The following is a 24,025-nucleotide window of genomic DNA, read 5'->3' as shown; positions in this document are numbered from 1 at the left end:
TGACGCTTGTGGAGATGCTCTAGCCCGAAACTCCAATCGGTATCTGCGGTAGCTCAGCCTCTTGATGCGTCCGACGCGCCGGTGAATCAATCGGTCGCGATGATGACGAGCATGGAGAAATCGATATGAGCCGATGGAGCTTTCCCGCGCGCCTGCTGGCGGTGGCGGCGACGGCGCTGCTGCTCATGATGGCGTGGCAGACGTTCCCGCTGATCCAGGCCGAGCTGCTCGGCCTGCGCGCGAAACCCCGCGACATCACGCCGCGCGGCGATCTCGCCGCCGACGAAAAGAGCACGATCGCGCTGTTCGAGAGCCGAAGCGGCTCGGTCGTGTTCATCACGACCGTTCAACAATCCGTCAACCCGTGGACCGGCAACGCGCAGCAGGAGCGCTCGGGCACCGGCTCAGGCTTCGTCTGGGACGAACTCGGACACGTCGTCACAAACTATCACGTCATCGAGGGCGCCACCGAGGCGCTGGTGAGTCTGACCGACGGGCGCTCGTTCCGCGCAGCGCTGGTCGGCGCCAGCCCGGAGAACGATCTCGCGGTGCTCGTGATCGGCGTTGGCGTCGACCGGCCGAAGCCGCTGCCGGTCGGCACCAGCGCCGATCTCAAGGTCGGGCAGAAGGTGTTCGCGATCGGCAATCCGTTCGGCCTTAGCAGCACGCTGACCACCGGCATCGTCTCGGCGCTCAACCGCAATCTGCAGGTCACGCAGGAGCGGACCTTGAACGGGCTGATCCAGACCGATGCCGCCATCAATCCCGGCAATTCCGGCGGCCCGCTGCTCGACAGCGCAGGACGGCTGATCGGCGTCAACACCGCGATCTACAGCCCGTCCGGCGCCTCCGCCGGCATCGGCTTCGCGGTGCCGGTCGACAAGGTCAACCGCATCGTGCCGCGGCTGATCGCGAGCGGCCGCTATGTCAGCCCGAGCCTGGGGATCAGGACGGATGCAAAAGCCAACGAGGCGCTCGCCGCGCGCCTCGGCCTGTCCGGCGTGTTCGTGCTGGATGTGGAACAGGACTCCGCGGCCGAGAAGGCCGGGCTGATCCCGGCGCGGCTCACGCGCGACGGCGGCTTCGCGCTGGGCGACGTGGTAGTGGCGGTCGACGGGCAGGCGGTGGACTCGCCTGACGACATGACGCGCGCGCTGGAAACCAAGAACCCCGGCGATCGCGTCGTGCTGCGCATGCTCCGCAACGGCAAGACGATCGAGGTTCGCGTCACGCTGGATGTCGCGCGGTGAGTTCATCGTGAAGGGCGAGACGTCTCCGCGCGTCATTGCGAGCGCAGCGAAGCAATCCAGAGTAGTGGACGGGACTCTGGATTGCTTCGCTGCGCTCGCAATGACGTGGACGGAGTGGTGACTCTCTTGGGAAGCGTAGCCCGCATGAGCGAAGCGACATGCGGGGACAGTGTTCCCGGGTGTCGCTGCGCTCACCCGGGCTACACCTTCTCTCTCCGCCGTCATTCCGGGGCGCGCCGAGCGCGAGCCCGGAATCCATAGCCACAGCCCGGCGTGTGGCGCGAGATGGCTGTGGCGCATGTCTTCGCCACATCAACGCTCGGGGTTATGGATTCCGGGCTCACGCTTCGCGTGCCCCGGAATGACGGTCCGAGAGAGGGGCTTCTCGTCGAAACAGAAGTGCCCAGCTCTCGCGGGGCACTCTGGTGATCGCAAAGAACGCTGGCGTTATCTGACTACTTCGCCGCCGTCTTCTTCGCCTCGTCATCCAGCCCGACCGTGCGGCCGGGGAAGCCTGCGGCGTCGAAATAGCGCTGGCTGCCAACGCGCTGCAGCTTCAGCACCGTGCGCAGGCCACCGGCCGGGTCGGACTTGATGACATCGGTCGTGGCCTTCGGCGTCGCGCCGTTCGGCATCGCTTCCGTCATCACGCGGCCCACGAGCCTGCCCTTCGGCGCGACCTTGAGGTCGAGCAGCCTGGCGGCTGTGGCGCCGACGTCGGCGTTGCTGACGGGCAGGGGATCGACGAAGCCCGCCTTGAAGTCGGGGCCGATCGCGGCCATGAAGTTGTAGGTGTCGCCGCGGCCGAACGAGCCGTGCATGCCCTGGCCCTGGCGCAGCACGGTGTCGGCGACCTCGACCTGGCAGTTGGTCGGCTGGTCGCAGCCGGATGCGACGTAGGAGCGGAAGTTGACGACGATCGCCGGATGCGGCGTGACCGCCTTGCCCTGCAGGTTGATCTCCGACAGCGGCAAGGTGCCGGGGATCTCGCCGAGCTTGTCGTCGACGAAGATGCCGGAGACGTAGTCCTGCGCCAGCAGCGCCTTGACGGTCCGCTGCGCCAGCTTCCTGTCGCCCTTCGGCAGGTAGATCAGGTCGGAGCCGCCATTGGTGGCGACGACGAGATCGGGCTTGGTCGGATCCTTGCCGAGCACGCCGTTGCCGGCCTTGGGATGCTTGCCCTCGGGCACCGCGGCGTTCTTGTCGTTGGGATCGAACAGCGGCAGGTCGAGCGCCTTGGCGAGGTCGAGCGCCAGGAAGCCCATCGGCAGGAAATCCTTCGGCGTGTCGTCATAGCTGACCTTGGCCGAGGGCGAGGTCTTGCTCTCCTTGGAGATGGTCGAGAAGCCATGGTCGGCCTGGACCATGATGTTGGTCGACGCAGACAGGCCGAGATCGTCGAGCGCCTTGCGCAGCGACGCAAGGTTGTCGTCCGCGTTCTTGATGCTGGCCATCGAGGTCGGGCCGTTGATGCCCGGGGTGATGGTGTTGAGGCTGTCACCCTGATTGTGCTGGCTGCCGTCGGGGTCGCGCGACCAGAACACCAGCACGAACGGCTTGTTGCGCGCCTTGAACATCGGCAGCACCACCTTGGTGGCGACGTCGACCATGTAGGCCTGCTGGGCGACGTTGGCCGAGGTCGTGCCCGGCGTCTTGGCGTCGCCCGCCTTGCCGTTGTCGCCGCGCGACGGCGTCGCCAGCGGCAGGCCGGCCTTGGTCAGCGCGTCCTTGATCTCGTCGGTGATGGGCACGCCGGCCTTGCCGCCGGTGGAATCGTCGATCACGATCGAGGAGGTCGCGCCGGGCTTGCAGGGGCAGCCGGTGTGGTCGAACAGATAGGTCGGACCGAGCTTGCCGATCGCGGCGGTGGAATAGCCGGCCTTGCGGGCGAGCTTCAGGATCGTGTCCTCGTTGAGGTAGTCGCCGTTGAAATGCTCGTCGATGTCGCCGAGCACGGCGTCGTTCTCGATGAACGGCACCACGGTGTCGCCGGCCGGGACCGAGGTGTAGCCGGTGAAGATCGTGTTCGAGAACGTGCCGGTGTCGCCGAGGTAGTGGCCGGTCGCCATCGCCGAGCCGTTGGCCATGGTGAAGGTCGGAAACAGCGAGTGCGAGTTCTTGAAATTGACGCCCTTGTCGCGGACGGCGGCCATGGCCGGCGCGGTCTCCGGCGTCACCTTCGCCGCGCGCAGGCCGTCGGGAATGAACAGGATCAGGTTACGGGGCGTGGCGTTCTGCGCAAATGCGGCACTGGACGACAAGAGGGTCAGTCCGGCGCACAGCAGCACGAGCGGGCGGCGCATTGAAAACTCCTGAAGACAATCATCGGAATCGCGGCGTCTCGCCGCAGGGAAGAGCTTTAGTTTTGCCGGGTGACGGTTTTGTTACAAGAGGCTCGCGGAGCCACCGATGCGGCTTCGGACAGGATTTTCGTCCGGCGGTAGTCGGTGGCAGGAACCTGGGTGTGGCTTTCCGGTTGTCGGCTCGCAACAACCAGGGAGCACACCATGCCTGCAGAGAAAGACCTCAACGAACTCTTCCTCGACACGCTCAAGGACATCTACTACGCCGAGAAGCAGATCCTGAAGACCCTGCCGAAGATGGCCAAGGCGGCGCAGTCGGAGAAGCTGTCGGCGGCGTTCGAGAAGCACCAGGAGGAGACCGAAGGCCAGATCGAGCGCCTGGAGCAGATCTTCGAGCTGCTCGGCAAGCCCGCCCGCGGCAAGCGTTGCGATGCGATCGAGGGCATCATCGACGAGGGCAAGGAGATCATGACGGAGTACAAGGGCACGGCGGCGCTCGATGCCGGCCTGCTCGCCGCCGCGCAGGCGGTCGAGCACTACGAGATCTCGCGCTATGGCACGTTGAAATCCTGGGCCAACAAGCTCGACCTCAAGCAGGCCGTCAAGCTGCTCGACCAGACGCTCAACGAGGAGAAGAAGACCGACGACCTGCTGACCAAGGTCGCCGAGAGCGAGGTCAATTACGAAGCCGCCGCCTGATCGATCCGATCTCTAGGACAGGATCGCCGCCGCCAGCGCTGCCAGCAGCGCGGGCGGCGTCGCCACGAGTCCGATCTTCAGGAACTGCCAGGCCGACACCTCGATCTTCTCGCGCCGCAGCGCGGTGAGCCAGAGGATGGTGGCGAGCGAGCCCGTCACCGAGATGTTCGGCCCGAGATCGACGCCGATCAGGATCGCCCGGATGACCTGTTGCGGCAGGTGATCGCTGGCCGCGACCGAGCCCGCGACCAGGCCGACCGGCAGATTGTTGGCGATGTTGTCGGCGACCGCCGTGATCAGGCCCGCGGCCCAGGCCGTGCCGGCCGGCGAGCTGGCGACGCCCTGATGCAGCCAGGCGCTGAGCTGGCCGATCGCGCCGGCGCGGCTCAATCCCTCGACCATCACGAACAGCCCGCCGACCAGCGGCAGCACGCCCCAGGAGACGCCATTGACGATCGGCCAGGGCGACTGCCGGCTGACGAGCAGGATCGCCGCCGCCGTCACCACGCCGCAGACGAAGGTCGGCAAGCCCAGCTGGATGTCGAGTGCCGAGGCGGTCAGCAGCACGGCGGCGATGGCGATGATGCCCATCGCTGCGAGCCGGCCCTCGCGGCTGAGATGCGGCTTGTCGACATCGGTGCGCAGCGTCTCGTCGCTCAGCGCACGGCGCTGGGTCAGCCACAGCGCGACATAGGTCAGGGCGATGGCCGCGATCGAGGGCAGGGTGAACTGGCGCAGCCACTCGCTCAGGTGCGGCATGCGCTCGCCGAACACCACCAGATTGGCCGGGTTGGAGATCGGCAGCACGAAGCTCGCGGCGTTGGCGATGAAGGCGCAGACAAAGAGATAGGGCAGCGGCGAGGCGCCGGCGGCGCGCGTCGCGGCATAGACGGCCGGCGTCAACACGATCGCGGTGGCGTCGTTGGAGAGCAGCACGGTGACCAGCGTGCCGACCGCATAGACCAGCAGGAACAGCAGCTGCGGCGAGCCGCGGGCATGCTCCACCGCGTAGGCGGCGAGATAGTCGAACAGCCCCTCGCGGCGGGCGAGCTCGGCGATCAGCATCATGCCGATCAGGAACAGATAGACGTCGACGCCCTTGCGGATGCCGGCGAGCGCATCCGTCGCCGGCAGCAGGCCGAGTGCGACCAGCAGGATCGCGCCGGCCACGGCCCAGATCGCTTCGGGCAGCCGGAAGGGGCGGATGATGACGCCGGCGGTGGCGGTGATGATGATGGCGTAAGTGATGAAGGTCGGGTGTGCGAGCATGATCGGGGATCGTTAGAGCAAATCATTCGGCGGGGATAGCGGGCGCGGTGGCCGCGTCCGGGCGTGCGGCCTCCGTGCCGCCGGTCTCGGGCAGCAGCAGCCAGCACACGACGACGGCGATCGCCGCCGTTGCGCCGAGCACCAGGAACGCGGCGCTGTAGCCGCCATGGACCACGACGAGGCCGGCCATCGCGGTGGAGAGCGCGGCGCCAATGCTCTGCGCCGTGATGACCGCTCCTTGCGCGACGTTGAACCGGCCGGTTCCGCGCATCAGGTCGGCGACGATGACCGGCATGATCGCGCCGAAGATGCCGGCGCCGACCCCGTCGAGCAGCTGCACGCCGACCAGCCACGCCTTGTCGTCCGACAGCGTATAGAGCACCGCGCGCAGCGGCAGGATCAGGAGCGCCGCCAGGAAGAAGCGCTTGTGGCCCCAGCGGTCGGCGCGGGCGCCGACCAGAAGCGCCATCGGCACCATCACGAGCTGCGCCGCGGCAATGCAGGCCGACATCAGGCTGGTGCCGAGATTCTTGTCCTGCAAGGCGAGCTTCTGACCGACCAGCGGCAGCATCGCCGCATTGGCCAGGTGAAACAGCGCGACGCAGATCGCGAAAATGAGCAGCGGACGGCAGGTGAGGAGGATGCCGAGGCCGGAGGGTTGCTCGCCACGCTCTGCCGGTTCGCTCGGCTTCCGCCGGGACAGGCCGCGCGCGACGTCATGGTCGATGGCGCGCTCGGGAATGGCGAGCACGCTGACGAGGCTGCCGGCAGAGGTCAACGCCATCAGGTAGAACACGGCGGAAGGTCCGAGTGCGTAGGCGGCCGCCCCCGCGATCACCGCGCCGACCGCATTGCCGGCATGGTTGAAGGTCTCGTTGCGCCCGATCCGCGCGGTGAAGGCCCGGGCGCCGACGATGCCGAGCGACACCGCCGCGATGGCCGGCGCGAAGATCACGCCGGCCGCATTGGCGATGCTCTGCGAGATTGCGACCGGCCAGAAGCTCGACATCAGCGGCAGCGTCAATGACGCTGCCGTCACGATGATCGCGGCCGCGATCATGATCATGCGCTTGGCCCTGATGGCATCGACCAGCGCGCCGGCCGGCGTCTGGGCGACGATGCCCGCGATCGTCGCGAGCGACATCACCACGCCGATCGAGGCCTCGTCCCATTTCTGCTCGGTCAGCAGATAGATCGCGAGATAGGGGCCGAGGCCGTCGCGCACGTCGGCCAGGAAGAAATTGGCGGCGTCGAGCGCGCGGCCCGCGCGGCGCGTGGTGGTTTCATCCTGGGACATGCGTTCGGCCTCGGCTGCTTGCGATGACGGGCGCAGGCGATCACGCGCGGGCGTGATCGGGCTTCGGTCCGTGTTTCGGCCCGTGCTTATGCTTCGGCCCGTGCTTGGGACCATCGGCGTGCTTCGGCTCGGGCTTTCCGTGCCTGAGCGGCTTGAGCGCCGTCAGGCTCGCGCCGGCCTCGCGGGCATGAATGACGCGGCCGAAGCGGGTGTCGATGCCGTCGCCGCGCACGGCGAGCGTGGCCTTCGGCGCCAGCAGGTCGGCGACGTCCTTGGCTTCCTTCGGCCCGATCCGGACGACGGTGCCGTCAGCGAGCAGGGCGCCGCGCAGCTCGCCCTTCGGCCCGAACAGCGACAGCCGCACCGTGCCTTCCGCGTCCATCTTGTGGTGCTCGTGATCGGGATGCTCGCGCTCGTCGTCCGGTCCGTGGTCGATGATCCCCAGTCCGTTCGCCGCGACCACCGCCACGGCGGCGAGCAGATCCGCGCCGCGCGGCTTCACCGCGTGCACGCCGACCGTCTCCCCGGCCTTGATGTGACGCGTGAGCTCCGCCTCCATGTGCGGAGGGGTATGGACGAGCACATCCTTGTCGCCCGCGCGCATGACGAAGCCGTCGACCTCGCCGTGAGGATTGAGCACGAAGCGCTCGAGGATGCCGGTCACCGCCGGCAGGCTGTCAGGGTCGATCCAATGCATGATGGTCTCCTTTGTGTTCAACGTTTGAGATCGAGGCCGGCCACCGCAGTTCGACTGACCAAGTGATCGACCATGCCTCGTTGCCGTCCTTCGAGACGCACGCCTGCGGCGTGCTCCTCAGGACGAGGTCTGAAGTCCGGGCGGATTCGAGACCCTCATGGTGAGGAGCGCCGCGCGCGGCGCGTCTCGACCCCATGAGGCCCCGACCGCCCGCGACCCCCTGGGCGTTCGAAGCGAACGCCATCAGCCGCGCGGCGGAGGCGGCGGCGGTGGTCCGAGCCTGTCCGGGCCGCCCTTCGGGCCGCGCGGCGGCGGAGGGCCTTCGATCTCCGTCAACTTGTCCGGCGTGGTGCCGATCGCCCTGACGTCGACGAGCTTGCCGAGCGCGGTCTCCAGCAGGTCGCCGCGCACCGAGATCGTCTGACCCACGCGCAGGGTGTCGGCGAGGCGCTCCGCCTCCGGCGGCGGCAGCCGCAGCTCGGTGCCGTCGTCGAGCACAGCGCCGTTGACCTCGCCGCGCTTGCCATGCAGCAGCGTGGCGATGCGTCCGCTGATGGTCTGATCGCTGCCGCGCCGGCCGGGACCGTCGGGCGGGCCATTGTCGACCACGCTCTTGCCGGTCGCGATGTTGGTGACCTGGCTGGCATCGACCAGCGGCAGCGCGCGGGCGCGCAGGCCGCGCACCGAGACGCCATCACCCGGCTTGATCGTGAACACGATCTGCGCGGTCAGATGTGGCGGCAGCTTCACTTCGGTGCCGTCGTTGAGGATCAGCCCGTCGACGTCGCCGCGCGGCGTCAGCGTGTACTGCTTGACGATGCCGCGCGTCTCCGGCAGCTGCGATGCATCCCATGTCGCATCGGACCCGGTGAGCGGCCCTTGCGCGGAGGCGCTGCCGAGGCCCGCGGCGGCGAGCGCGAGCACGGTCGCGATCGGCGTCATCTTTCGCGTCATCCTGGAACTCCTTGTCGAGGTTGGTGACGCGATCGGTTTCGCAACGGCCGTGCCAGTTGCGAGATCACGAGAAATCAACGGGTTGCATGATCGCGAGACGGGCTAGGCGTCGTCTTTCCCGACGGCGCGTGTCAGATTTCCTGACGCCTCTTCGCCCAGACCGTAGCGCTGCATCTTGGTGTAGAGCAGCTGTCGATTGATGTTGAGCTGCCGCGCCGCCTCGGTGCGATTGCCGCCGCAGTCCACGAGCGCACGACGGATCAGCCGTTCCTCCAGTCGCGCGACGGCAGTCGGCAGATCCGATGCAGTCTCGATCTCCGCGTCGATCGGGGCTGTTGTGACGTCGATGTCGTCGGCATCGATCAGGCCGCCGCGCGTCAGCACGCAGGCGCGCTCGATCACGTTCCGCAGCTCGCGCACATTGCCGGGCCAAGGCGCATGAACCAGCTTGTCGCCGGCAGCTTCGCTCAGCCGCGGTCGCGAACGGCCATCCGAGCTCTGCGCGAGAAAGTGATGGGCGAGCGGCAGGATGTCCTCGCTGCGCTCGCGCAGCGGCGGCAGCTCGATCGGGATCACGTTCAGCCGATAATAGAGGTCCTCGCGGAAGGCGCCGCTCGCCACCTGACTGGCGAGATCGCGATGCGTGGCGACGACGACGCGCGCGGCCACTCTCACCGGCTTGCCGCCGACCGGCGTGATGATGCGCTCCTGCAGCGCGCGCAGGATCTTGGCCTGCATCGCAAGCGGCATGTCGCCGATCTCGTCGAGGAACAGCGTGCCCGCGCCGGCATCGCGGAAGGCGCCGGACCGGTCGGAGGTCGCGCCGGTGAACGAGCCCTTCACGTGACCGAACATTTCGCTTTCCAGCAGATCCTGTGGGATCGCCGCGCAGTTCACCGCGATGAACGGGTTCGCGCTGCGCCGGCTGTGGACATGGAGCGCGCGCGCGACCAGCTCCTTGCCCGTACCGGTCTCGCCGCGGATCAGCACGGTCGCCTCGGAATCGGCAGCGAGACCGATCGTCTTCTGCACACGCCGCATCGCCTCGCTTGTGCCGATCAGGCCGCCATCCTCTGTGCCGCGACCGTCCTGCTGCGGATGGACCCGTGGCGGCAGCCGCTCGATCAGCTCGCGCAGCGCGTCGCGGCCGATCGGCTTCACCAGGTGATCGAAGGCGCCGAGCCGCATCGCCTCGATGGTGTTCTCCGGGCTCGCATAGGCCGTCAGCACGATCACCGGCGGCGCGTCGCCACCGTCCTGGATGCGGCGCAGGGTTTCGATGCCGTCGATCCCCGGCATGCGCAGATCGAGCAGGATCGCGTCGACATCGGCCGAGACCATGCCGATCGCCTCGCGGCCGGAGGCGGCGGTCTGGGCCCGATGACCGAGATCCGTCACCGTTTCCGCAAGGCCGTCGCGCAGTGCGGCATCGTCGTCGACGATCAGGATGGTGGCCATGGCAAGGAAATCTCGACGCTGGTGCCGGTGCTGACAGGGGCAAGTCTCGCCTCGCCGCGATGGGCGCGGGCAATCTCGCGCACGATGGCGAGGCCGAGGCCGGTGCCGTCGGCGCGCGTGCTGACGAATGGTTCGAACAGACGATTCCTGATGCCGGCGTCGATGCCCTGGCCGCTGTCGGTGACGCGGAACAGCAGGCGCGCATCATGGATTTCGGCGGCCAGCACGATCTCGCCGCCCTCGGGCGTATTCTGGATCGCGTTGAGGATCAGATTGTCGAGCGCACGCTGCATCTGGGCGGGATCGAAGCAGGCCGCTTCAGCGGAGGAGGGGACGACCATGCGCAGCCTCAGGCCGCGACGCGCGGCCAGTTCGCGATGCGTCTCGATCGTCGTTTGCAGGAAGCCTGCGAGATCGACGGGGCGTGTGGCGGGTCGGCTCGCGTGAGTCATCGCGAGCAGATCGCGCAGCAGCGCGTCGAGCCGCGCGACCTGCTGCAGGATTGCTTCGAGCGCCCCGCTCTTGCGCGCGGGATCGGGCGAGGCGAGGGCATTCTCGGCCTTCAGCCGCATCGCTGCGATCGGATTGCGGATCTCGTGGGCGAGGTTCGCCGACAGCCGGCCCACCGCGGCGAGCCGTTCGGCCGCGGTCGCGCGCTCGCGCTCCGCCGCGAGCCTGTTGCCGGCGTCGTTGACGGCATCGACGAGGCGGTCGAGCTCGCGGGCGCCGGTGCGCGGCAGTTGCGGCAGGTCGGCGGCCGCGGTCGAAGCGCCGAGCGCGCTCTCGATCATCGCGATGCGGCGCGACCATGAGGCCAGGATGAAGGCCAGCCAGATCGCCGAGCCGAGCAGGGTGAGCGCCAGGACGGAAAGACCCGTCAGCAGATGCGTGTAGGCCGGACCCTCGGCGGTAGCGGCGCGCGTCATCGTCCACGCCGTGACGTTCTGCAGCGGACCACGCAGCGGGCAGGCGTGGACGATCAGGGTCTGCGAGCGTCCGGCATTTTCAGTCGTCGCGGGGTGGCCGCTGCGTTCGGCGCTGGCGTTGACCTGCTGGATGACACTGAGCTCGGCGGCGGGAAGATCGGTCTTCGGGCCCGTGCCCTCGTAGGTCGGATAGGCATAGGCGAGCGAACCATGCTCGGCCTGCCAGATGCCGCCCTCGACGCCGGGCGAGGCGGCCAAGGCGGACTGCACCACGGGAATGAGATCGTGCTTGATGCGATCATCGATCGGCGCGCCGCGCCAGCCCGAGACGAAGAACTGATAACGGTCGGCAATGTCGCGGCAGCCGCGCACGACCAGATCCTGCGCCCGCCCTACGCGTGCCTCGGACGACTGCTGGAACGACTCGACGAGGAGATAGGCCGTCGCCGCGCCTGATAGCGCCAGCATGAGCCAGAGCGCCGACAGCCGCGAGCGTAGGGAGCGCATCGATTGGTCCGCAATGACCCGGGAATGGTGAGGATGCATCGGGACGCGTGTCGCCGATCACCGCATCTGGTTCGCGGACCAGAACGCCTGAATTGAGATTTTGGTTCCCGCGGCCCGCTTCACCGCGGCAGCGGCGCCTTCTCGGCCATGGCCTTGCGCAGGATGCGCGACAGCGATTCCACCGAATAGGGTTTCTTGATCAGCTCGAAGCCGTGATGGGCGTTCTCGGCCAGCACGTGGCTGTAGCCGGAGGTGAGCACCACCGGCAGGCCGGGATAGCGGTCGCGAATGATGCCGGCGAGCTCGAGGCCGTTGATGCCGGGCATGATGACGTCGGAAAACACGAGGTCGACCGCGAACTCGTTGTCCGCGAGGATGGCGAGCGCATCGGCCGCGTTCGCCACGCGGCGCGTGACGTAGCCGAGGTCCTCGAGCAGCTCGGTCGAGAATTGCCCGACCTCGTCATTGTCCTCGACCACCAGCACGCGATAGCCGCGGCCGATGGTGGCGGGCTCGACCCTGCTGACCCCCGCTTCGGCGCCGGATTGCGGCGGCGTGGCCTGCGGCAGGTAGATCGTGAAGGTCGCACCGTGGCCGAGCCGGCTGTCGACCGCGATGTCGCCTTCGGACTGCTTGGCGAAGCCGAACGCCTGGCTGAGGCCGAGCCCGGTGCCCTTGCCGACTTCCTTGGTGGTGAAGAACGGCTCGAAGATCGCGTTGATGTTCTGGGGCGCGATGCCGGCGCCGGTGTCCGTCACCGAGATTGCGATGAAGGCGCCGGGACGCATGCTCTGGCCGCGCAGCGACGGGATGTTGTCTGTCCGCTTGACGCCGATCGTCAACCGTCCTTCGCCGTTCATGGCGTCGCGCGCGTTGACGGCGAGGTTGATCAGCGCCGTCTGGAATTGCGCGACATCGGCAAGCGTGAACAGCTTCGCGTCCTCGACGGCCGGCTGGATCTGAATGCGGCTGCCGACCAGCGGACGGATCAACTGCACGACGTTCTCGACCTGCTCGCCGACATTGAACACCTGCGGCGTCAACGGCTGCCGCCGCGCAAAGGCCAGCAACTGCCCCGTCAGCTTGGAGGCGCGCTCGACCGTCTCGGAAATCGCATCGACATAGCGCCGGCGCCGCTCTTCCGGCAGATCGCGGCGGCGCAGGAAGTCGGTGGCGGAGCGGATGATCGTCAGCAGGTTGTTGAAGTCGTGCGCGACCCCCCCGGTGAGCTGGCCGACCGCCTCCATCTTCTGCGATTGCCGCAGCAGCTCCTCGCCCTGGATACGCTCGGTGATGTCCACGGCCTCGGCGACCGCGCCCATGATCGCTTCATGCTGGTCGAACAAAGGCCGCATCGACAGCTCGAAATGGCGGTCGCCATTGGCAAATTCGAGCCGCACTTCGGTGCGGAAGCTGTCGCCGCCCAGCACGCGCGCGAATGCCTTGCGCAGCATTTCGCTGACGCCCGTCGTGTCGGCGAACCATGGCGCGTCCCAGAGCGCCTGGCCGATGACATCCACGCCACCCGCGCGCATGCCCATGACGGCGATGCGGTTGGCGTGGGTGATGCGGCCTTCGATGTCCAGAATGGCCTGGTACTGATTGCTGGTGTCGAAGATCGCGCGCATCCGCGCTTCGTTGGCGGCGAGCTGCGCGGTGCGGTCGCGGATCCGCTCCTCCAGCGTTTCGTTCATCCGGCGCAGCTCGATCTCGCCCTGCTTGGCAGCCGTCACATCGTGAGCGACCCCGATGAAGCCGATGTGCCGCCCGTCGGCATCCCAGCGCGGCTGCGATTCGGAGCGCAGCCAGCGCCATTCGCCGTCGGCACGGCGATAGCGCGCCTCCAGGAAGAAGGGCTTCAGCGAGCATTCGCCCGACTGCTGCTGCGCCCGGATGCGCGGCAGGTCGTCGGGGTGCACTGCATTGCGCCAGTCGAAGGCAAGCGCCTCGTCGCGGGGCAGGCCGAGAAAATCGATATAGGCGCGGTTGACGAAGGAGCGGGAGCGATCGAGCTTCGTCACCCAGATCGGCACCGGCGCGCTGTCGGCGATCAGTCGGAAGCGCTGTTCGCTCTCGCGCAGCTTGGCCTGCGCCAGCATCTGGTCGGTGACGTCGATATGGGCGCCGACCAGCCGGATGGCGCGGCCGTTCCAGTCGCGCTCGATGCGCGCGATGACCCTGATCCAGCGGATATCGCCGTCGTTCGGGCGGACGATCCGGTATTCTGTGGTATAGTCTTCCTGCTCGCTCTTCACCGCTGCGATGAAATCCTGCTCCGCCTTGGCGCGGTCCTCGGGATGAACGCGCTGGACCCAATCCTCGTGGGTCTCGTTGGCGGCTTCGGGCGGCAGGCCGTGAATGATCAGATATTCCGGGGAGCGGCGGTTGCGAAACCCCTCGCGAAGATCGACCTCGACGCCGCCGACGCGGCCGATCCGCTGGATCCGCGCCAATTCCGCCTCGCGCTCCTGCAGCGCGCGATAGGCCTGATCGCGATCGCGCGCGATCTCCTCGATGTGCTGGCGCAGCTCGGCCGCGCCTGCAGCTTCCGGGAAGATCTCGTCTCGTGAAGCATCCGCGCTGTTCATGCTGACCTGCACTGGAAGGGCAAGCGGTCGCCGGAGACTTTCACCGCAGGTGTTCGGAAGCGTGGCGACATCGGGTTCAAAGACAGCAAATTGGCCAGCAATTGAGGCGGGCAAACGCCCGCAGAACGAAAACGTGGAGGCGGATAAAAAGTTCCGCATCCCCGGAACGGACTGTTACTGTCAAGCGTCGTCAGGCGCTAGACACCGCAACGCGTAGGTCCATGCCGTGAAGCTCTTCGTCTGTCAGGCCTGCAGGAATATCCTGTATTTCGAGAATCGCAGCTGCGGCCGCTGCGGCCACCAGCTGGCCTTCATGCCGGAGCGTCAGACGCTCTCGGCGATCGAGCCGGCCGGCGAAGGCGTCCGGACCTTGGCCGATGGTGGGGAAGGGCGGTTCTTCTGCGCCAATGCCGAGCACGACGCGTGCAATTGGCTGCTCGAGGCCGGCGAGACCGCGGGCTTCTGTCGCGCCTGCCGGCACAATGGCACCATTCCCAATCTGTCCGATCCGGCGCAGCTTGCCAGCTGGCGCGAGCTGGAGGTGGCCAAGCACCGGCTGTTCTACTCGCTGATCCGCTGGAAGCTGCCGGTGAGAACGCGTCTTGAAGACCCGGAGCATGGGCTGATCTTCAACTTCCTCGCTGATGATCCGGCTGGCCAGCAGAAGGTGATGACCGGTCACGATAACGGCTTGATCACGATCGCGCTCGCCGAGGCCGACGATATCGAGCGCGAACGGCGCCGGCTGGAGATGGACGAGCCGTATCGGACGCTGCTTGGTCATTTCCGCCACGAGGTCGGGCATTATTTCTGGGATGTGCTGGTGCGCGATGCCGGGCGGCTCGAGCAATGCCGCGCGGTGTTCGGCGACGATTCGCAGGATTATGGCGAGGCGCTGAAGCGCCACTACGACGAGGGCGCACCGGCCAACTGGCAGGACAATTACGTCTCGGCCTATGCGACCACCCATCCCTGGGAGGACTTCGCCGAGACCTGGGCGCACTATCTGCACATCGTCGATACGCTGGAGATGGCGTCCGAGTTCGGCATCGAGATCGACCCGCCGGCGGACCAGATCGGCGGGTTGACGGCGCGCGTCACCTTCGACCCCTATGTCAGCGATGATTTCGACCTCATCGTCAACGCCTGGCTGCCCTTCACCTTCGCCATGAACAGCGTGGCCCGGGCGATGGGCGGCCGCGACCTGTATCCGTTCATCCTGACCCCGCCGGTCATCAAGAAGCTCGGCTTCATTCACGACCTGGTGCGGCAGGGTGCTCCGGCGGCCCCGGTGGCCCTGGCGCCGGACGCTTCGGACGTCGAACAGCAGGAGCAGGTCGGGGCGGCGTGATCCGCCTTGACTCCTGAGAACATAAAGTGAACATAGCGGCATGACCTGAGCCGAGGGATTGCCAGCACGCCATGCCAGCTGAATCGCATGCCACCCCCAGGCAGCCCGAGGACGCGGCGCTGGACGAAGCCGTGGACCAGGCGATCGCAGCCTGCGGTGGTGACCTCAGGGCGACCATTCGCGCGTTGATTGTTGCGAACGATTATCTCGAGACCGAGGTCACCGAGCTGATGAAAGCGGTGTCGCACGCCTACACGCGGGGACGTTTCCACAGCTATTCCGGCTGACGGCACGACGTGCGGCTGGCATGCCTGCCCATGCGGCCGGACGCGCCGAGAGTCGGGTTGCGCGCGGGCGATTTTGCTATAGACGAACCGCTAAGCTCGCGGAGGTCGCGCCTGTGCCGTGAGCGGGGAGCCCGCCCAAAGGTATCAAGAAAAAACATGTTCAAGACCATTCTGATCGCGAACCGCGGCGAGATCGCCTGCCGGGTCATCAAGACCGCCCGCCGCATGGGAATCAGGACCGTTGCGGTCTATTCGGAAGCCGATCGCGATGCGCTGCATGTCGAGATGGCCGACGATGCCGTGCTGATCGGCCCGCCCGCCGCCGCCGAGAGCTATCTCCTGATCGACCGCATCGTGGAGGCCTGCAAGAAGACTGGCGCGCAGGCCGTGCATCCCGGCTATGGCTTCCTGTCCGAGCGCGAGGCGTTTCCGCGCGCGCTGGCCGAGAATGGCATCGTCTTCATCGGCCCCAACCCCGGCGCGATCGCCGCGATGGGCGACAAGATCGAATCCAAGAAGGCCGCGGCCAAGGCCAAGGTCTCGACCGTGCCCGGTTTCCTCGGCGTCATCGAGGACGACAAGCATGCCGTGCGCATCGCCGACGAGATCGGCTACCCCGTGATGATCAAGGCCTCCGCCGGCGGCGGCGGCAAGGGCATGCGCATCGCGCATTCGACGTCCGAGGTGGCGGAGGGATTCAACCTCGCGAAGGCGGAGGCCAAGGCGTCGTTCGGCGACGACCGCGTCTTCATCGAGAAGTTCATCGTCGATCCGCGCCATATCGAGATCCAGGTGCTCGGCGACAAGCATGGCAACGTGATCTATCTCGGCGAGCGCGAATGCTCGATCCAGCGCCGCAACCAGAAGGTCATCGAAGAGGCGCCGTCGCCGCTGCTCGACGAGGCGACGCGGCGCAAGATGGGTGAGCAGGCGGTCGCGCTCGCCAAGGCCGTGAACTACGACTCCGCCGGCACGGTGGAGTTCGTCGCCGGCCAGGACAAGAGCTTCTACTTCCTGGAGATGAACACCCGCCTGCAGGTCGAGCATCCCGTCACCGAGCTCGTCACCGGCATCGATCTCGTCGAGCAGATGATCCGCGTCGCCGCCGGCGAGAAGCTGGCTCTGGCGCAGAAGGACGTGACGCTCACCGGCTGGGCGGTCGAATCCCGCGTCTACGCGGAAGATCCGTTCCGCAACTTCCTCCCCTCGATCGGCCGCCTCGTGAAGTACCGGCCGCCGGCCGAGAGCAAGGCTGACGGCGTCACCGTGCGCAACGACACCGGCGTGCAGGAGGGCGGCGAGATCTCGATCTACTACGATCCGATGATCGCCAAGCTGGTCACCCACGCGCCGTCGCGCGCCGCCGCGATCGAGGCGCAGTCCACCGCGCTCGACGCGTTCTACGTCGACGGCATCCGCCACAACATCCCGTTCCTGTCGGCGCTGATGAACCATCCGCGCTGGCGCGAGGGCCGGCTGTCGACCGGCTTCATCGCCGAGGAGTTTCCCAAGGGGTTTGCCGCGCGTGCGCCGGAGGGCGAGATCGCGCGCCGGCTCGCGGCAGTGGGAGCGGCGATCGACCACGTGCTCGGCGAGCGCAAGCGCCAGATCTCGCAGCAGATGATCGGCCGTCCGGTGAAGCGCCAGGGCCGCCGCGCGGTCTGGCTCGGACGCGACGAGATCCTGCTCGACATTACCAGGGACAACGGCGCGATCACGGTCCGCTTCGTCGGCGCCGACGGCAAGGTCGGCCCGGCGCATGCGCTCGTGTCCGACTGGAAGCCGGGCGATGCGGTGTGGCACGGCACCATCGACGGCTCCGAGATCGCGGTGCAGACGCGCCCGATCCCGAACGGCGTGCGGCTCGCGCATCAGGGCGTCGAGGCGCCGGTCTACGTCTACACCGAGTCCGAAGCCGCCGCGGCGCGGCTGATGCCGGTCGTCACCGCCGGCGACAGCGGCAAGAAGCTGCTGTGCCCGATGCCGGGCCTCGTGGTCTCGATCGCCGTGACCGAAGGCCAGGAGGTCAAGGCCGGCGAGACGCTCGCCGTGATCGAGGCCATGAAGATGCAGAACGTGCTGCGCGCCGAGCAGGACGGCACGGTGAAGAAGGTGCACGCCTCGGCCGGCGCCACGCTGGCCGTCGATGCGCTCATCCTGGAGTTCGCCTAGTCAGTCCAACCGCCGTCATTGCGAGCGAAGCGAAGCAATCCAGGGATCAGCACGCGACTCTGGATTGCCTCGTCGCTTCGCTCCTCGCAATGCCGAGAGAGGAGCCCGGAATGACTTTCCGTCTGCGTCGAGAGGCGCTTCGCACGATCCTCACCGGCGACCGCTGCGTCCACCCCGGCTCCGTCTACGACGCGATCTCGATCCGCATCGCCGAGGATCTCGGCTTTCCGCTCGGCATGTTCGGCGGCTCGGCGGCGTCGCTGGCCATTCTCGGCGATCCCGACATCGCGCTGATCACGCTCACCGAGCTCGCCGAGCAGATGCGGCGGATGTCGCGTGCGGCGGCGCTGCCCGTGCTGGTCGATGCCGACCACGGCTACGGCAATGCGATGAACGTCCGCCGCACGGTACAGGAGCTGGAGGCTGCCGGGGCCGCCGGCCTCACCATCGAGGACACGCTGCTGCCGCAGGCGTTCGGCGCCGCCAAGCCGCAGCTGATCTCGCTGGAAGAAGGCGTCGGCAAGGTGAAGGCTGCGCTCGGTGGCCGCGGCGATCCCTCGCTGGTCATTCTTGGCCGCACCGGCGCCGTCTCCATCACCTCGCTCGATGACGCGATTGCGCGCGCCAAGGCCTATGAGGCCTGCGGTGTCGACGGGCTGTTCTTCACGGGGATCGGCACCCGTGATCAGCTCGATGCCATCGCTGCGGCCACCAACTTGCCGATCGTGCTCGGCGGCGCACCGGAAGAGATGGCCGATCTCGGCTATCTCGCATCCCGCCGCGTCCGCATCGCGCTGCAGGGCCACGCGCCGATCGCCGCGGCGACGCAGGCTGTCTACGAGACGCTGAAGGCCTTGCGTGAGGGCACCCCGCCGAAACAGCTCAAGGGTCTTCCGTCGGCCGAGCTGACGTCGCGCGTCATGCGCGAGGCCGATGTGAAGCACCGTCTGCGCGATGTCCTGGGGCTGGGGTCATGAGCGATCGGGCCATCGTCCACGTCACCGTGCGCGGCCGCGTTCAGGGCGTCGGCTATCGCGCCTGGGTCGAAGATCAGGCCATCCTGAACGATCTCGACGGCTGGGTGCGCAACCGAACCGACGGCAGCGTCGAGGCGGTGTTCGCCGGGCCGCCCGATGATGTCGCAGCCATGGTCGCGGCTTGCCGGAGGGGACCGCGCGCTGCGCGGGTCGACGATGTGACGGACGCGCCGGCCACCGCCGATCAACTCGCGCTGCGCCGGCCCGGTGAGGAGTTCTCTGTCTTGGCGACCGTGTAGTCGCGGCGTTCATCGCGCCGAAATCACCAGCGCCTGTATTTGGCCCACGACGGGTCCACTGCCGAACCGTTGCCGAAGCGCGTCCGCGGCCGCTTGCGTCACGGTCGCAAGATCCGGCGCGCCTCGCGACTCGATCTCGCCGCGCATCGGCGTGCCCTGGCAGTAGGCGATGGCGGGCTCTTGCGCGGAGGCGGCGCGGCTGCGGTGGGGCAGCGTCTCGATGATGATATCGGAGAAGCCGGCCTCGCTCAGGTCGGCCCGGATCTTCACCGGGTCGAAATAGCCATGTGGCGCGCGGGTGAAGAACTGGGGCGGGTTGTCCGGGAAGATCTGCTGCAGCGTCTCGTGGACGACATGCGCGAACTCATTGTCCTCGATCCGATCCCAGACATTGAAGACGAAGCGTCCGCCCGGACGTAGCACGCGGCGGGCCTCGGCATAGCCCTTGATGCGATCGGGGAAGAACATCACGCCGAACTGGCAGGTCAGCACGTCGAAGCTCGCATCGGCAAAGGGCAGCGCCAGCGCGTCGGCCTGCTGGAACCTGATGCGATCCGCGTCGGCGAGATGCGTCCTGGCCTGCATCAGCATGGGCTCGTTGAGGTCGGTGGCGGTGATCCGGGCCTCGGGCGGCAGCTGCGCGTGCAGCGCTCTGGTGACGACGCCGGTGCCTGCGGCGGTCTCCAGCACCTCGCGCGGCTGGTGACGCGTGATGCGGGCGGCCAGATCCTGCGCATAGGGGGTGAAGATCAGCGGAACCAGCAACTGATCGTAGATCTGCGGGATCGATCCGGTGAAAGCCTTGTCCGATGCCGTCATGGCTTGCTCCTGTTCCAAGGGCTGGGCCGGTCGTAGCCGGGCGAAGCGCGGGTCTCGATGTCCGTCTCGCCAATCGTCCATCCGGTTCACCGCGCGACGCTCTTGACATTCATCTCCATCAGTCAGATATTTCTGTCATGACAGAAATAACCGGCAAGAAAAAACTTCCGCCTGCCGTCGAGCGCTTCATCCTCAACTGGGGCGACATGGGCGACCAGTGGGGCGTGAACCGCTCGGTGAGCCAGATCCACGGGCTGCTGTATCTCGCCGACAAGCCGATGACGGCGGAGGACATCGCCGACACGCTCGGGATGGCGCGCTCCAACGTGTCCAACTCGCTGAAGGAGCTGCTCGCCTGGGACCTGATCCGGCGGGTGCCGATCCTCGGCGACCGTCGCGATCATTTCGAGGCGGAGACCGACATCTGGGAGGTCGCGCAGCGCATCGCCGCCGGTCGCAAGCAGCGCGAGATCGATCCCGCGATCGCGGCGCTGCGCGCCTGCGTCGCGGATGCGACCGCCGATCCCGCGATCAGCGCGGTCGCAGCCAAGCGGCTGAAGGACATGCTGGCGTTCACCGAGCTGGTCGACCGCTGGTACGCGCAGATGCTGAAGGTGCCGCGGCCGCGCCTGGTCGCGCTGATCAAGCTCGGCGAGAAGATCGCAAATCTGCTGCCGTCGGGCCGATCCAGGTCCGGCAGCGATTAGGTCGGAGGAGGGCGTCATGGTGAGTCTACGACAACTCGGATCAACAACGCCCTCCAACGCCAGGCTTCACGACGATCACAGGTTCCGGGCGCTGCTGTCGCCGGAGGATTGGGGCCGGCTGCCGGTCTCGATTTGGCGCCGCTTCTCCAAGCGGCTCGCCGAAGGCGCCACCGTCGTCTATGTCGGCGAGATCGATCAGGCCGAGATGAGCCGCGCCGGCTTCTGGTTCGCGCAGGCCGCGCGGCTGATCGGCGGCCCGCTGCCGACCACGGCGAACACCGGCGTGCCGATGATCGTCGCTGTCACTGAGGACGCAGCCAGCGGCGGCCAGATCTGGACGCGCATCTGCGGGCGCCCGCACGGCTTTCCCCAGGTCATTCACTCGGCCAAGCGCTTCGCCGGGCCGACCGGGCTCGAAGAGTATCTCGGCTGGGGCCTGAGCATGAGCCTGCGCGTCTGCGTGAGCGACGGGGCACTCGCCTTTCACAGTGCCGGCTACACGCTTGCATTCGCCGGCCGGCGCTGGCCGCTGCCGTCCTGGCTGACGCCCGGCGATCTCACCGTCACACATTCCGATCTCGGCGGCGGCGCCTTCCGCTTCACGCTCGAGATCGTCCATCCCCGCTTCGGCCGGATCATCCGGCAGAGCGCCACGTTCCGGGAGTCCGCACCATGACGCCGCTGCTCTGGTCCCTGATCGCCCTGCAGGTGGTGATGGGCGTGTTCGACACGTTCTATCACCATGAGTTCACCGAGCGGCTGGCCTGGCGGCCGTCGCAGCGGACCGAGCTGAAGCTGCACGGCGTCCGCAATCTGCTTTATGCGCTGCTGTTCGCCGTCCTCGGCTGGTGCGAGCCGCATGGCCTGTTCGCAATACTCGTGCTCCTGGTGCTGGTCGCGGAGATTGCGATCACCCTGACGGACTTCGTCGAGGAGGACCTGACCCGCAAGCTGCCGCCGAGCGAGCGCATCAACCATACGCTGCTCGCGATCAACTACGGCGCCATCCTGATTTTGCTGGTCCCCGTGCTGATCGACTGGGCGATGCGGCCGTCGGCGATCTTTCCGGCCTATGCGGCCTGGCTGAGCTGGATCGCCGCCGCCGCTGCGGTGGGCGCCAGCCTGTGCGGCGTGCGCGACTTCGCCGCCGTGGCACGTCTCGCGCGGATGTCGCAGCCGGATGCCGGCGGGCTGGTCGCAGCGCTGCCGCCGGCGCAGAGCGTGCTGGTGACGGGCGCGACCGGTTTCATCGGCGCGCGCGTCGTTGCGAGCCTCACCGCCGCGGGCCATCACGTCATCGCGCTGGTGCGCGATCCCGGCCGCGCCGCCGCCTTGCCGCCGCCACTGACGCTGATCACCAATCTCGATCAGATCGCGTCCGACACCCGTATCGACGCCATCGTGAATCTCGCCGGTGAGCCGATCGGCAATGCGCCGTGGACGGCTGCGAAGCGTGCTGCGATCGTCCAGTCGCGGCTTGCCACGACCGAGGCGGTCGTGGCCCTGATCGCGCGGCTCGCGCGCAAGCCCACGGTGCTGGTCAACGGCTCCGCGATCGGCTGGTACGGCCTGTGGCAGGACCAGCCGCTGACCGAGTCCGCGAAGTCGCATGCTTCGTTCAGCCACGACCTCTGCGAGGCCTGGGAGCAGGCGGCGCGTAGCGCCGAGGCGCATGGCGTGCGCGTGGCGCTGCTGCGCATCGGCCTCGTCGTCGGCCGCGACGGCGGCATCCTGGCGCGCATGCTGACGCCGTTCGAGTTCGGGCTCGGCGGGCCGCTCGGCTCCGGCGTGCAATGGATGTCGTGGATCGAGCGTGACGATCTCATCCGCCTGATCGCGCATGTCGTTGCGACCGACGGCATCGCAGGTCCGATCAATGCGACGGCGCCGCTGCCGGTGCGCAATCTCACCTTTACGGCCGAGCTCGCGCGTTGCCTGCGGCGTCCGGCGCTGCTGCGCGTGCCGGCGGCGCTGCTGCGCCGGATCGGCGGCGACTTTGCCGAGGAGCTGCTGCTCGGCGGCCAGCGCGTGGTGCCGAACAAGGCGCTGGCGAGCGGTTTCGTGTTTCGGCACCAGAGCCTGCGCAGCGCGCTCGAGTCCATCCTGTGAGCCGCGCGCCTGCGTCATCTCCGCTCGGCGCGCGCCATCGTCGCCGATGGCAGCTCGCCGAACGTGGCGCGGTAATAGCGCGCGAAATGCCCGGCATTGGCGAAGTTGCAGGCCGCCGCCGCGGTTGCCACGGTCACGCTGGGATCGCCAGAGCGCAACATCTCATGCGCCCGGCGCAGGCGCACCGATTTCGCGAACGCCATCGGCGAGTAACCGCGCACGCGCTCGAACACGCGGAAGATCGAGCGGGCGCTGACGCCGGCTTCCCCCGCCAGGCGCTCGATCGTGATCGAGTCGCGCCAATTGGCCTCGATATAGTCCTCGAGACGCTTGACGAGACCGAAATCGGGCATCGGCGAGGGATCGACCAGGGCGTCGCGGAAGCGGTGCCGGCTGGCGCAGAGGAAGGCGACGTGGACGGCGTCTTCGAGCTCGCGATACACGGCTGCGGGAAATGCGGCGTCGTGCTCGCTCAGCTGGGTGGTGAGGAAGTCGAGCAGCCGAAGCAGGCTGCGGGCCTGGGGATCGGACGCGGGGATGGCGGGGTCGATCGCATAGTCGGCGCGCGGCTGCACGCCGACCAGCGCTGCGAGCCGCTGCCGCAGCGTCTGCGGATCGAGCCGCAGCGTCAGCCGGCGATGGCCGCCCTGACAGGCCATCTGCCAGGGCATGCCGGCCGGCGCGACCGCGAACTGATGCTCATTGACGTCGGTCGCCTCGCCGCGGGCGCAGCTCACGGCGCGTCCTCTCATGGCGATCTGCACCCGTATGAAGTCGGCCGCGCGGTGATCGGAGACCATGTCGCAGGTCGTCGTGCCGAAGGCGAGGCCGATGGTCTGCAGCTCGATCAGGTTGACGATCGCCTCGAAGCGTTCGGCGTTTCGGAAATCGACGCGCTCGGCGCCGAGCTTGCGGCTGGCGAGATCGCGCAGCGCTTCGGCGCTGGAGGTACGGATCAGGGCGTGACGATGCAATGGTTCGAGGCCGATGTCGCCCGTCATCGCCGGGCCCGGCCGTGGTGCAGCGCTGACGACGTCAGCTGCGGTCAAGAGACGGTTCAAGCCGCGACTCCTGAGCTCCAAACGTTAACCTATGCTACATCACGTTCGATGGCCGTCAATCAGTTCGACGTCGCAGCGCTTCGGAACGCCGCGGCCAGGACGCGCAGCGCCGCGCGCTTCGCGGCGTCCCCCACCTTGGCATGCAGGATGACCTTCGACCGTCCGAGCTTCGGCAGCCCGAGCGTCGGCCCGATATCGAGCAGACCAGCCGCGGCGATCCGGCGCGCCAGCGGCGCGACGGCAAGGCCGGCCTGCGCGGCGGCGACGACCGCCGCCACGCCGCCGCCAACGAATG

20 protein-coding genes and 1 pseudogene are annotated in these 24,025 nt (G+C 67.7%); 10 read left to right on the top strand and 11 right to left on the bottom strand.

Features of this window, described 5'->3' with window-relative positions; all coding sequences use genetic code 11:
- Positions 1–125 precede the first annotated feature (125 nt).
- Positions 126–1,250, top strand: coding sequence for a S1C family serine protease (locus BRAS3809_RS24935; RefSeq protein ID WP_008964801.1), 1,125 nt, complete (start codon positions 126–128; stop codon positions 1,248–1,250).
- Positions 1,251–1,705: 455 nt separating this feature from the next.
- Here the strand turns inward: BRAS3809_RS24935 and BRAS3809_RS24930 are convergent, their stop codons facing one another.
- On the bottom strand, positions 1,706–3,553 hold the full coding sequence (locus tag BRAS3809_RS24930) for an alkaline phosphatase family protein (RefSeq protein WP_008964800.1): 1,848 nt from the start codon (positions 3,551–3,553) through the stop codon (positions 1,706–1,708).
- Positions 3,554–3,757: 204 nt separating this feature from the next.
- Here BRAS3809_RS24930 and BRAS3809_RS24925 point away from each other — a divergent pair, with 204 nt between their 5' ends.
- A complete protein-coding gene (locus BRAS3809_RS24925; protein WP_008964799.1) occupies positions 3,758–4,252 on the top strand; it encodes a YciE/YciF ferroxidase family protein in 495 nt (164 codons plus the stop codon).
- A gap of 12 nt (positions 4,253–4,264) precedes the next feature.
- On the opposite strand, the gene BRAS3809_RS24920 is transcribed toward BRAS3809_RS24925, so the two are convergent.
- The 7 genes from BRAS3809_RS24920 to BRAS3809_RS24890 all read right to left on the bottom strand — a co-directional run bounded on the left by BRAS3809_RS24920 (position 4,265) and on the right by BRAS3809_RS24890 (position 13,948).
- Positions 4,265–5,521, bottom strand: a complete 1,257-nt coding sequence (locus tag BRAS3809_RS24920; RefSeq protein WP_008964798.1) for an arsenic transporter — start codon at positions 5,519–5,521, stop codon at positions 4,265–4,267.
- Positions 5,522–5,543: 22 nt separating this feature from the next.
- Positions 5,544–6,818: an MFS transporter gene (locus BRAS3809_RS24915; protein ID WP_008964797.1), complete on the bottom strand. Its 1,275-nt coding sequence runs from the start codon at positions 6,816–6,818 to the stop codon at positions 5,544–5,546.
- Between the two features lie 40 nt (positions 6,819–6,858).
- On the bottom strand, positions 6,859–7,515 hold the full coding sequence (locus BRAS3809_RS24910; RefSeq protein ID WP_008964796.1) for a hypothetical protein: 657 nt from the start codon (positions 7,513–7,515) through the stop codon (positions 6,859–6,861).
- A 243-nt stretch (positions 7,516–7,758) separates the two neighbouring features.
- Positions 7,759–8,457 (bottom strand): OB-fold nucleic acid binding domain-containing protein, encoded by a 699-nt coding sequence (locus BRAS3809_RS24905; RefSeq protein ID WP_008964795.1) that lies wholly within the window; start codon positions 8,455–8,457, stop codon positions 7,759–7,761.
- A 114-nt stretch (positions 8,458–8,571) separates the two neighbouring features.
- The gene (locus tag BRAS3809_RS24900; protein WP_008964794.1) at positions 8,572–9,927 is read right to left on the bottom strand and encodes a sigma-54-dependent transcriptional regulator; all 1,356 of its coding nucleotides are present in this window, start codon (positions 9,925–9,927) and stop codon (positions 8,572–8,574) included.
- Positions 9,912–11,360, bottom strand: a complete 1,449-nt coding sequence (locus BRAS3809_RS24895; protein ID WP_008964793.1) for a sensor histidine kinase — start codon at positions 11,358–11,360, stop codon at positions 9,912–9,914. The genes BRAS3809_RS24900 and BRAS3809_RS24895 overlap by 16 nt, the downstream gene beginning before the upstream one ends.
- Before the next feature lie 119 nt (positions 11,361–11,479).
- Positions 11,480–13,948 carry a hybrid sensor histidine kinase/response regulator gene (locus tag BRAS3809_RS24890; RefSeq protein WP_083839162.1) on the bottom strand — a complete coding sequence of 823 codons (2,469 nt, stop codon included), beginning with the start codon at positions 13,946–13,948 and terminating at the stop codon, positions 11,480–11,482.
- Positions 13,949–14,174: 226 nt separating this feature from the next.
- Between BRAS3809_RS24890 and BRAS3809_RS24885 the strand changes: the two genes are divergently transcribed.
- The 5 genes from BRAS3809_RS24885 (at position 14,175) to BRAS3809_RS24865 (ending at position 19,034) form a co-directional block, all read left to right on the top strand.
- Positions 14,175–15,299: a zinc-binding metallopeptidase family protein gene (locus BRAS3809_RS24885; RefSeq protein ID WP_008964791.1), complete on the top strand. Its 1,125-nt coding sequence runs from the start codon at positions 14,175–14,177 to the stop codon at positions 15,297–15,299.
- Positions 15,300–15,370: 71 nt separating this feature from the next.
- A complete protein-coding gene (locus BRAS3809_RS24880; protein WP_008964790.1) occupies positions 15,371–15,586 on the top strand; it encodes a hypothetical protein in 216 nt (71 codons plus the stop codon).
- 156 nt (positions 15,587–15,742) lie between these two features.
- Positions 15,743–17,758, top strand: a complete 2,016-nt coding sequence (locus BRAS3809_RS24875; RefSeq protein ID WP_008964789.1) for an acetyl-CoA carboxylase biotin carboxylase subunit — start codon at positions 15,743–15,745, stop codon at positions 17,756–17,758.
- Positions 17,759–17,868: 110 nt separating this feature from the next.
- The gene (locus tag BRAS3809_RS24870; RefSeq protein ID WP_008964788.1) at positions 17,869–18,735 is read left to right on the top strand and encodes an isocitrate lyase/PEP mutase family protein; all 867 of its coding nucleotides are present in this window, start codon (positions 17,869–17,871) and stop codon (positions 18,733–18,735) included.
- Entirely contained in the window at positions 18,732–19,034 is a 303-nt protein-coding gene (locus tag BRAS3809_RS24865) for an acylphosphatase (protein ID WP_008964787.1), read from the top strand. The genes BRAS3809_RS24870 and BRAS3809_RS24865 overlap by 4 nt, the downstream gene beginning before the upstream one ends.
- Before the next feature lie 9 nt (positions 19,035–19,043).
- Here the strand turns inward: BRAS3809_RS24865 and BRAS3809_RS24860 are convergent, their stop codons facing one another.
- Positions 19,044–19,853 (bottom strand): class I SAM-dependent methyltransferase, encoded by an 810-nt coding sequence (locus tag BRAS3809_RS24860; protein WP_008964786.1) that lies wholly within the window; start codon positions 19,851–19,853, stop codon positions 19,044–19,046.
- 137 nt (positions 19,854–19,990) lie between these two features.
- Here BRAS3809_RS24860 and BRAS3809_RS24855 point away from each other — a divergent pair, with 137 nt between their 5' ends.
- Genes BRAS3809_RS24855 through BRAS3809_RS24845 form a run of 3 tightly spaced genes read left to right on the top strand, consistent with a single transcriptional unit; the run spans position 19,991 to position 22,669 of the window.
- Positions 19,991–20,560 carry a GbsR/MarR family transcriptional regulator gene (locus tag BRAS3809_RS24855; RefSeq protein ID WP_008964785.1) on the top strand — a complete coding sequence of 190 codons (570 nt, stop codon included), beginning with the start codon at positions 19,991–19,993 and terminating at the stop codon, positions 20,558–20,560.
- A 16-nt stretch (positions 20,561–20,576) separates the two neighbouring features.
- Positions 20,577–21,236 carry a DUF4166 domain-containing protein gene (locus tag BRAS3809_RS24850; RefSeq protein ID WP_008964784.1) on the top strand — a complete coding sequence of 220 codons (660 nt, stop codon included), beginning with the start codon at positions 20,577–20,579 and terminating at the stop codon, positions 21,234–21,236.
- Positions 21,233–22,669 (top strand): TIGR01777 family oxidoreductase, encoded by a 1,437-nt coding sequence (locus BRAS3809_RS24845; RefSeq protein ID WP_008964783.1) that lies wholly within the window; start codon positions 21,233–21,235, stop codon positions 22,667–22,669. Before BRAS3809_RS24850 ends, BRAS3809_RS24845 begins: the two co-directional genes overlap by 4 nt.
- 14 nt (positions 22,670–22,683) lie before the next feature.
- Here the strand turns inward: BRAS3809_RS24845 and BRAS3809_RS24840 are convergent, their stop codons facing one another.
- On the bottom strand, positions 22,684–23,670 hold the full coding sequence (locus tag BRAS3809_RS24840; RefSeq protein WP_008964782.1) for an AraC family transcriptional regulator: 987 nt from the start codon (positions 23,668–23,670) through the stop codon (positions 22,684–22,686).
- Between the two features lie 119 nt (positions 23,671–23,789).
- Positions 23,790–24,025 (bottom strand): annotated as a pseudogene (locus tag BRAS3809_RS24835) (LysR family transcriptional regulator); the annotation flags it as partial.

This window comes from Bradyrhizobium sp. STM 3809 (genome assembly GCF_000239795.1).
Classification (GTDB): Bacteria; Pseudomonadota; Alphaproteobacteria; order Rhizobiales; family Xanthobacteraceae; genus Bradyrhizobium.
This window is presented reverse-complemented; position numbering and strand designations above follow the sequence as displayed.

Excerpts from the sequence above, each read along its gene's own strand:
- BRAS3809_RS24875 (WP_008964789.1), top strand. The coding sequence starts at position 15,743 with ATGTTCAAGACCATTCTGATCGCGAACCGCGGCGAGATCGCCTGCCGG.
- BRAS3809_RS24910 (WP_008964796.1), bottom strand. The coding sequence starts at position 7,515 with ATGCATTGGATCGACCCTGACAGCCTGCCGGCGGTGACCGGCATCCTC.
- BRAS3809_RS24920 (WP_008964798.1), bottom strand. The coding sequence starts at position 5,521 with ATGCTCGCACACCCGACCTTCATCACTTACGCCATCATCATCACCGCC.
- BRAS3809_RS24915 (WP_008964797.1), bottom strand. The coding sequence starts at position 6,818 with ATGTCCCAGGATGAAACCACCACGCGCCGCGCGGGCCGCGCGCTCGAC.
- BRAS3809_RS24935 (WP_008964801.1), top strand. The coding sequence starts at position 126 with ATGAGCCGATGGAGCTTTCCCGCGCGCCTGCTGGCGGTGGCGGCGACG.
- BRAS3809_RS24850 (WP_008964784.1), top strand. The coding sequence starts at position 20,577 with ATGGTGAGTCTACGACAACTCGGATCAACAACGCCCTCCAACGCCAGG.
- BRAS3809_RS24865 (WP_008964787.1), top strand. The coding sequence starts at position 18,732 with ATGAGCGATCGGGCCATCGTCCACGTCACCGTGCGCGGCCGCGTTCAG.
- BRAS3809_RS24860 (WP_008964786.1), bottom strand. The coding sequence starts at position 19,853 with ATGACGGCATCGGACAAGGCTTTCACCGGATCGATCCCGCAGATCTAC.
- BRAS3809_RS24895 (WP_008964793.1), bottom strand. The coding sequence starts at position 11,360 with ATGCGCTCCCTACGCTCGCGGCTGTCGGCGCTCTGGCTCATGCTGGCG.
- BRAS3809_RS24870 (WP_008964788.1), top strand. The coding sequence starts at position 17,869 with ATGACTTTCCGTCTGCGTCGAGAGGCGCTTCGCACGATCCTCACCGGC.
- BRAS3809_RS24925 (WP_008964799.1), top strand. The coding sequence starts at position 3,758 with ATGCCTGCAGAGAAAGACCTCAACGAACTCTTCCTCGACACGCTCAAG.
- BRAS3809_RS24890 (WP_083839162.1), bottom strand. The coding sequence starts at position 13,948 with ATGAACAGCGCGGATGCTTCACGAGACGAGATCTTCCCGGAAGCTGCA.
- BRAS3809_RS24900 (WP_008964794.1), bottom strand. The coding sequence starts at position 9,927 with ATGGCCACCATCCTGATCGTCGACGACGATGCCGCACTGCGCGACGGC.
- BRAS3809_RS24905 (WP_008964795.1), bottom strand. The coding sequence starts at position 8,457 with ATGACGCCGATCGCGACCGTGCTCGCGCTCGCCGCCGCGGGCCTCGGC.
- BRAS3809_RS24845 (WP_008964783.1), top strand. The coding sequence starts at position 21,233 with ATGACGCCGCTGCTCTGGTCCCTGATCGCCCTGCAGGTGGTGATGGGC.
- BRAS3809_RS24840 (WP_008964782.1), bottom strand. The coding sequence starts at position 23,670 with ATGACGGGCGACATCGGCCTCGAACCATTGCATCGTCACGCCCTGATC.
- BRAS3809_RS24880 (WP_008964790.1), top strand. The coding sequence starts at position 15,371 with ATGCCAGCTGAATCGCATGCCACCCCCAGGCAGCCCGAGGACGCGGCG.
- BRAS3809_RS24930 (WP_008964800.1), bottom strand. The coding sequence starts at position 3,553 with ATGCGCCGCCCGCTCGTGCTGCTGTGCGCCGGACTGACCCTCTTGTCG.
- BRAS3809_RS24855 (WP_008964785.1), top strand. The coding sequence starts at position 19,991 with ATGACAGAAATAACCGGCAAGAAAAAACTTCCGCCTGCCGTCGAGCGC.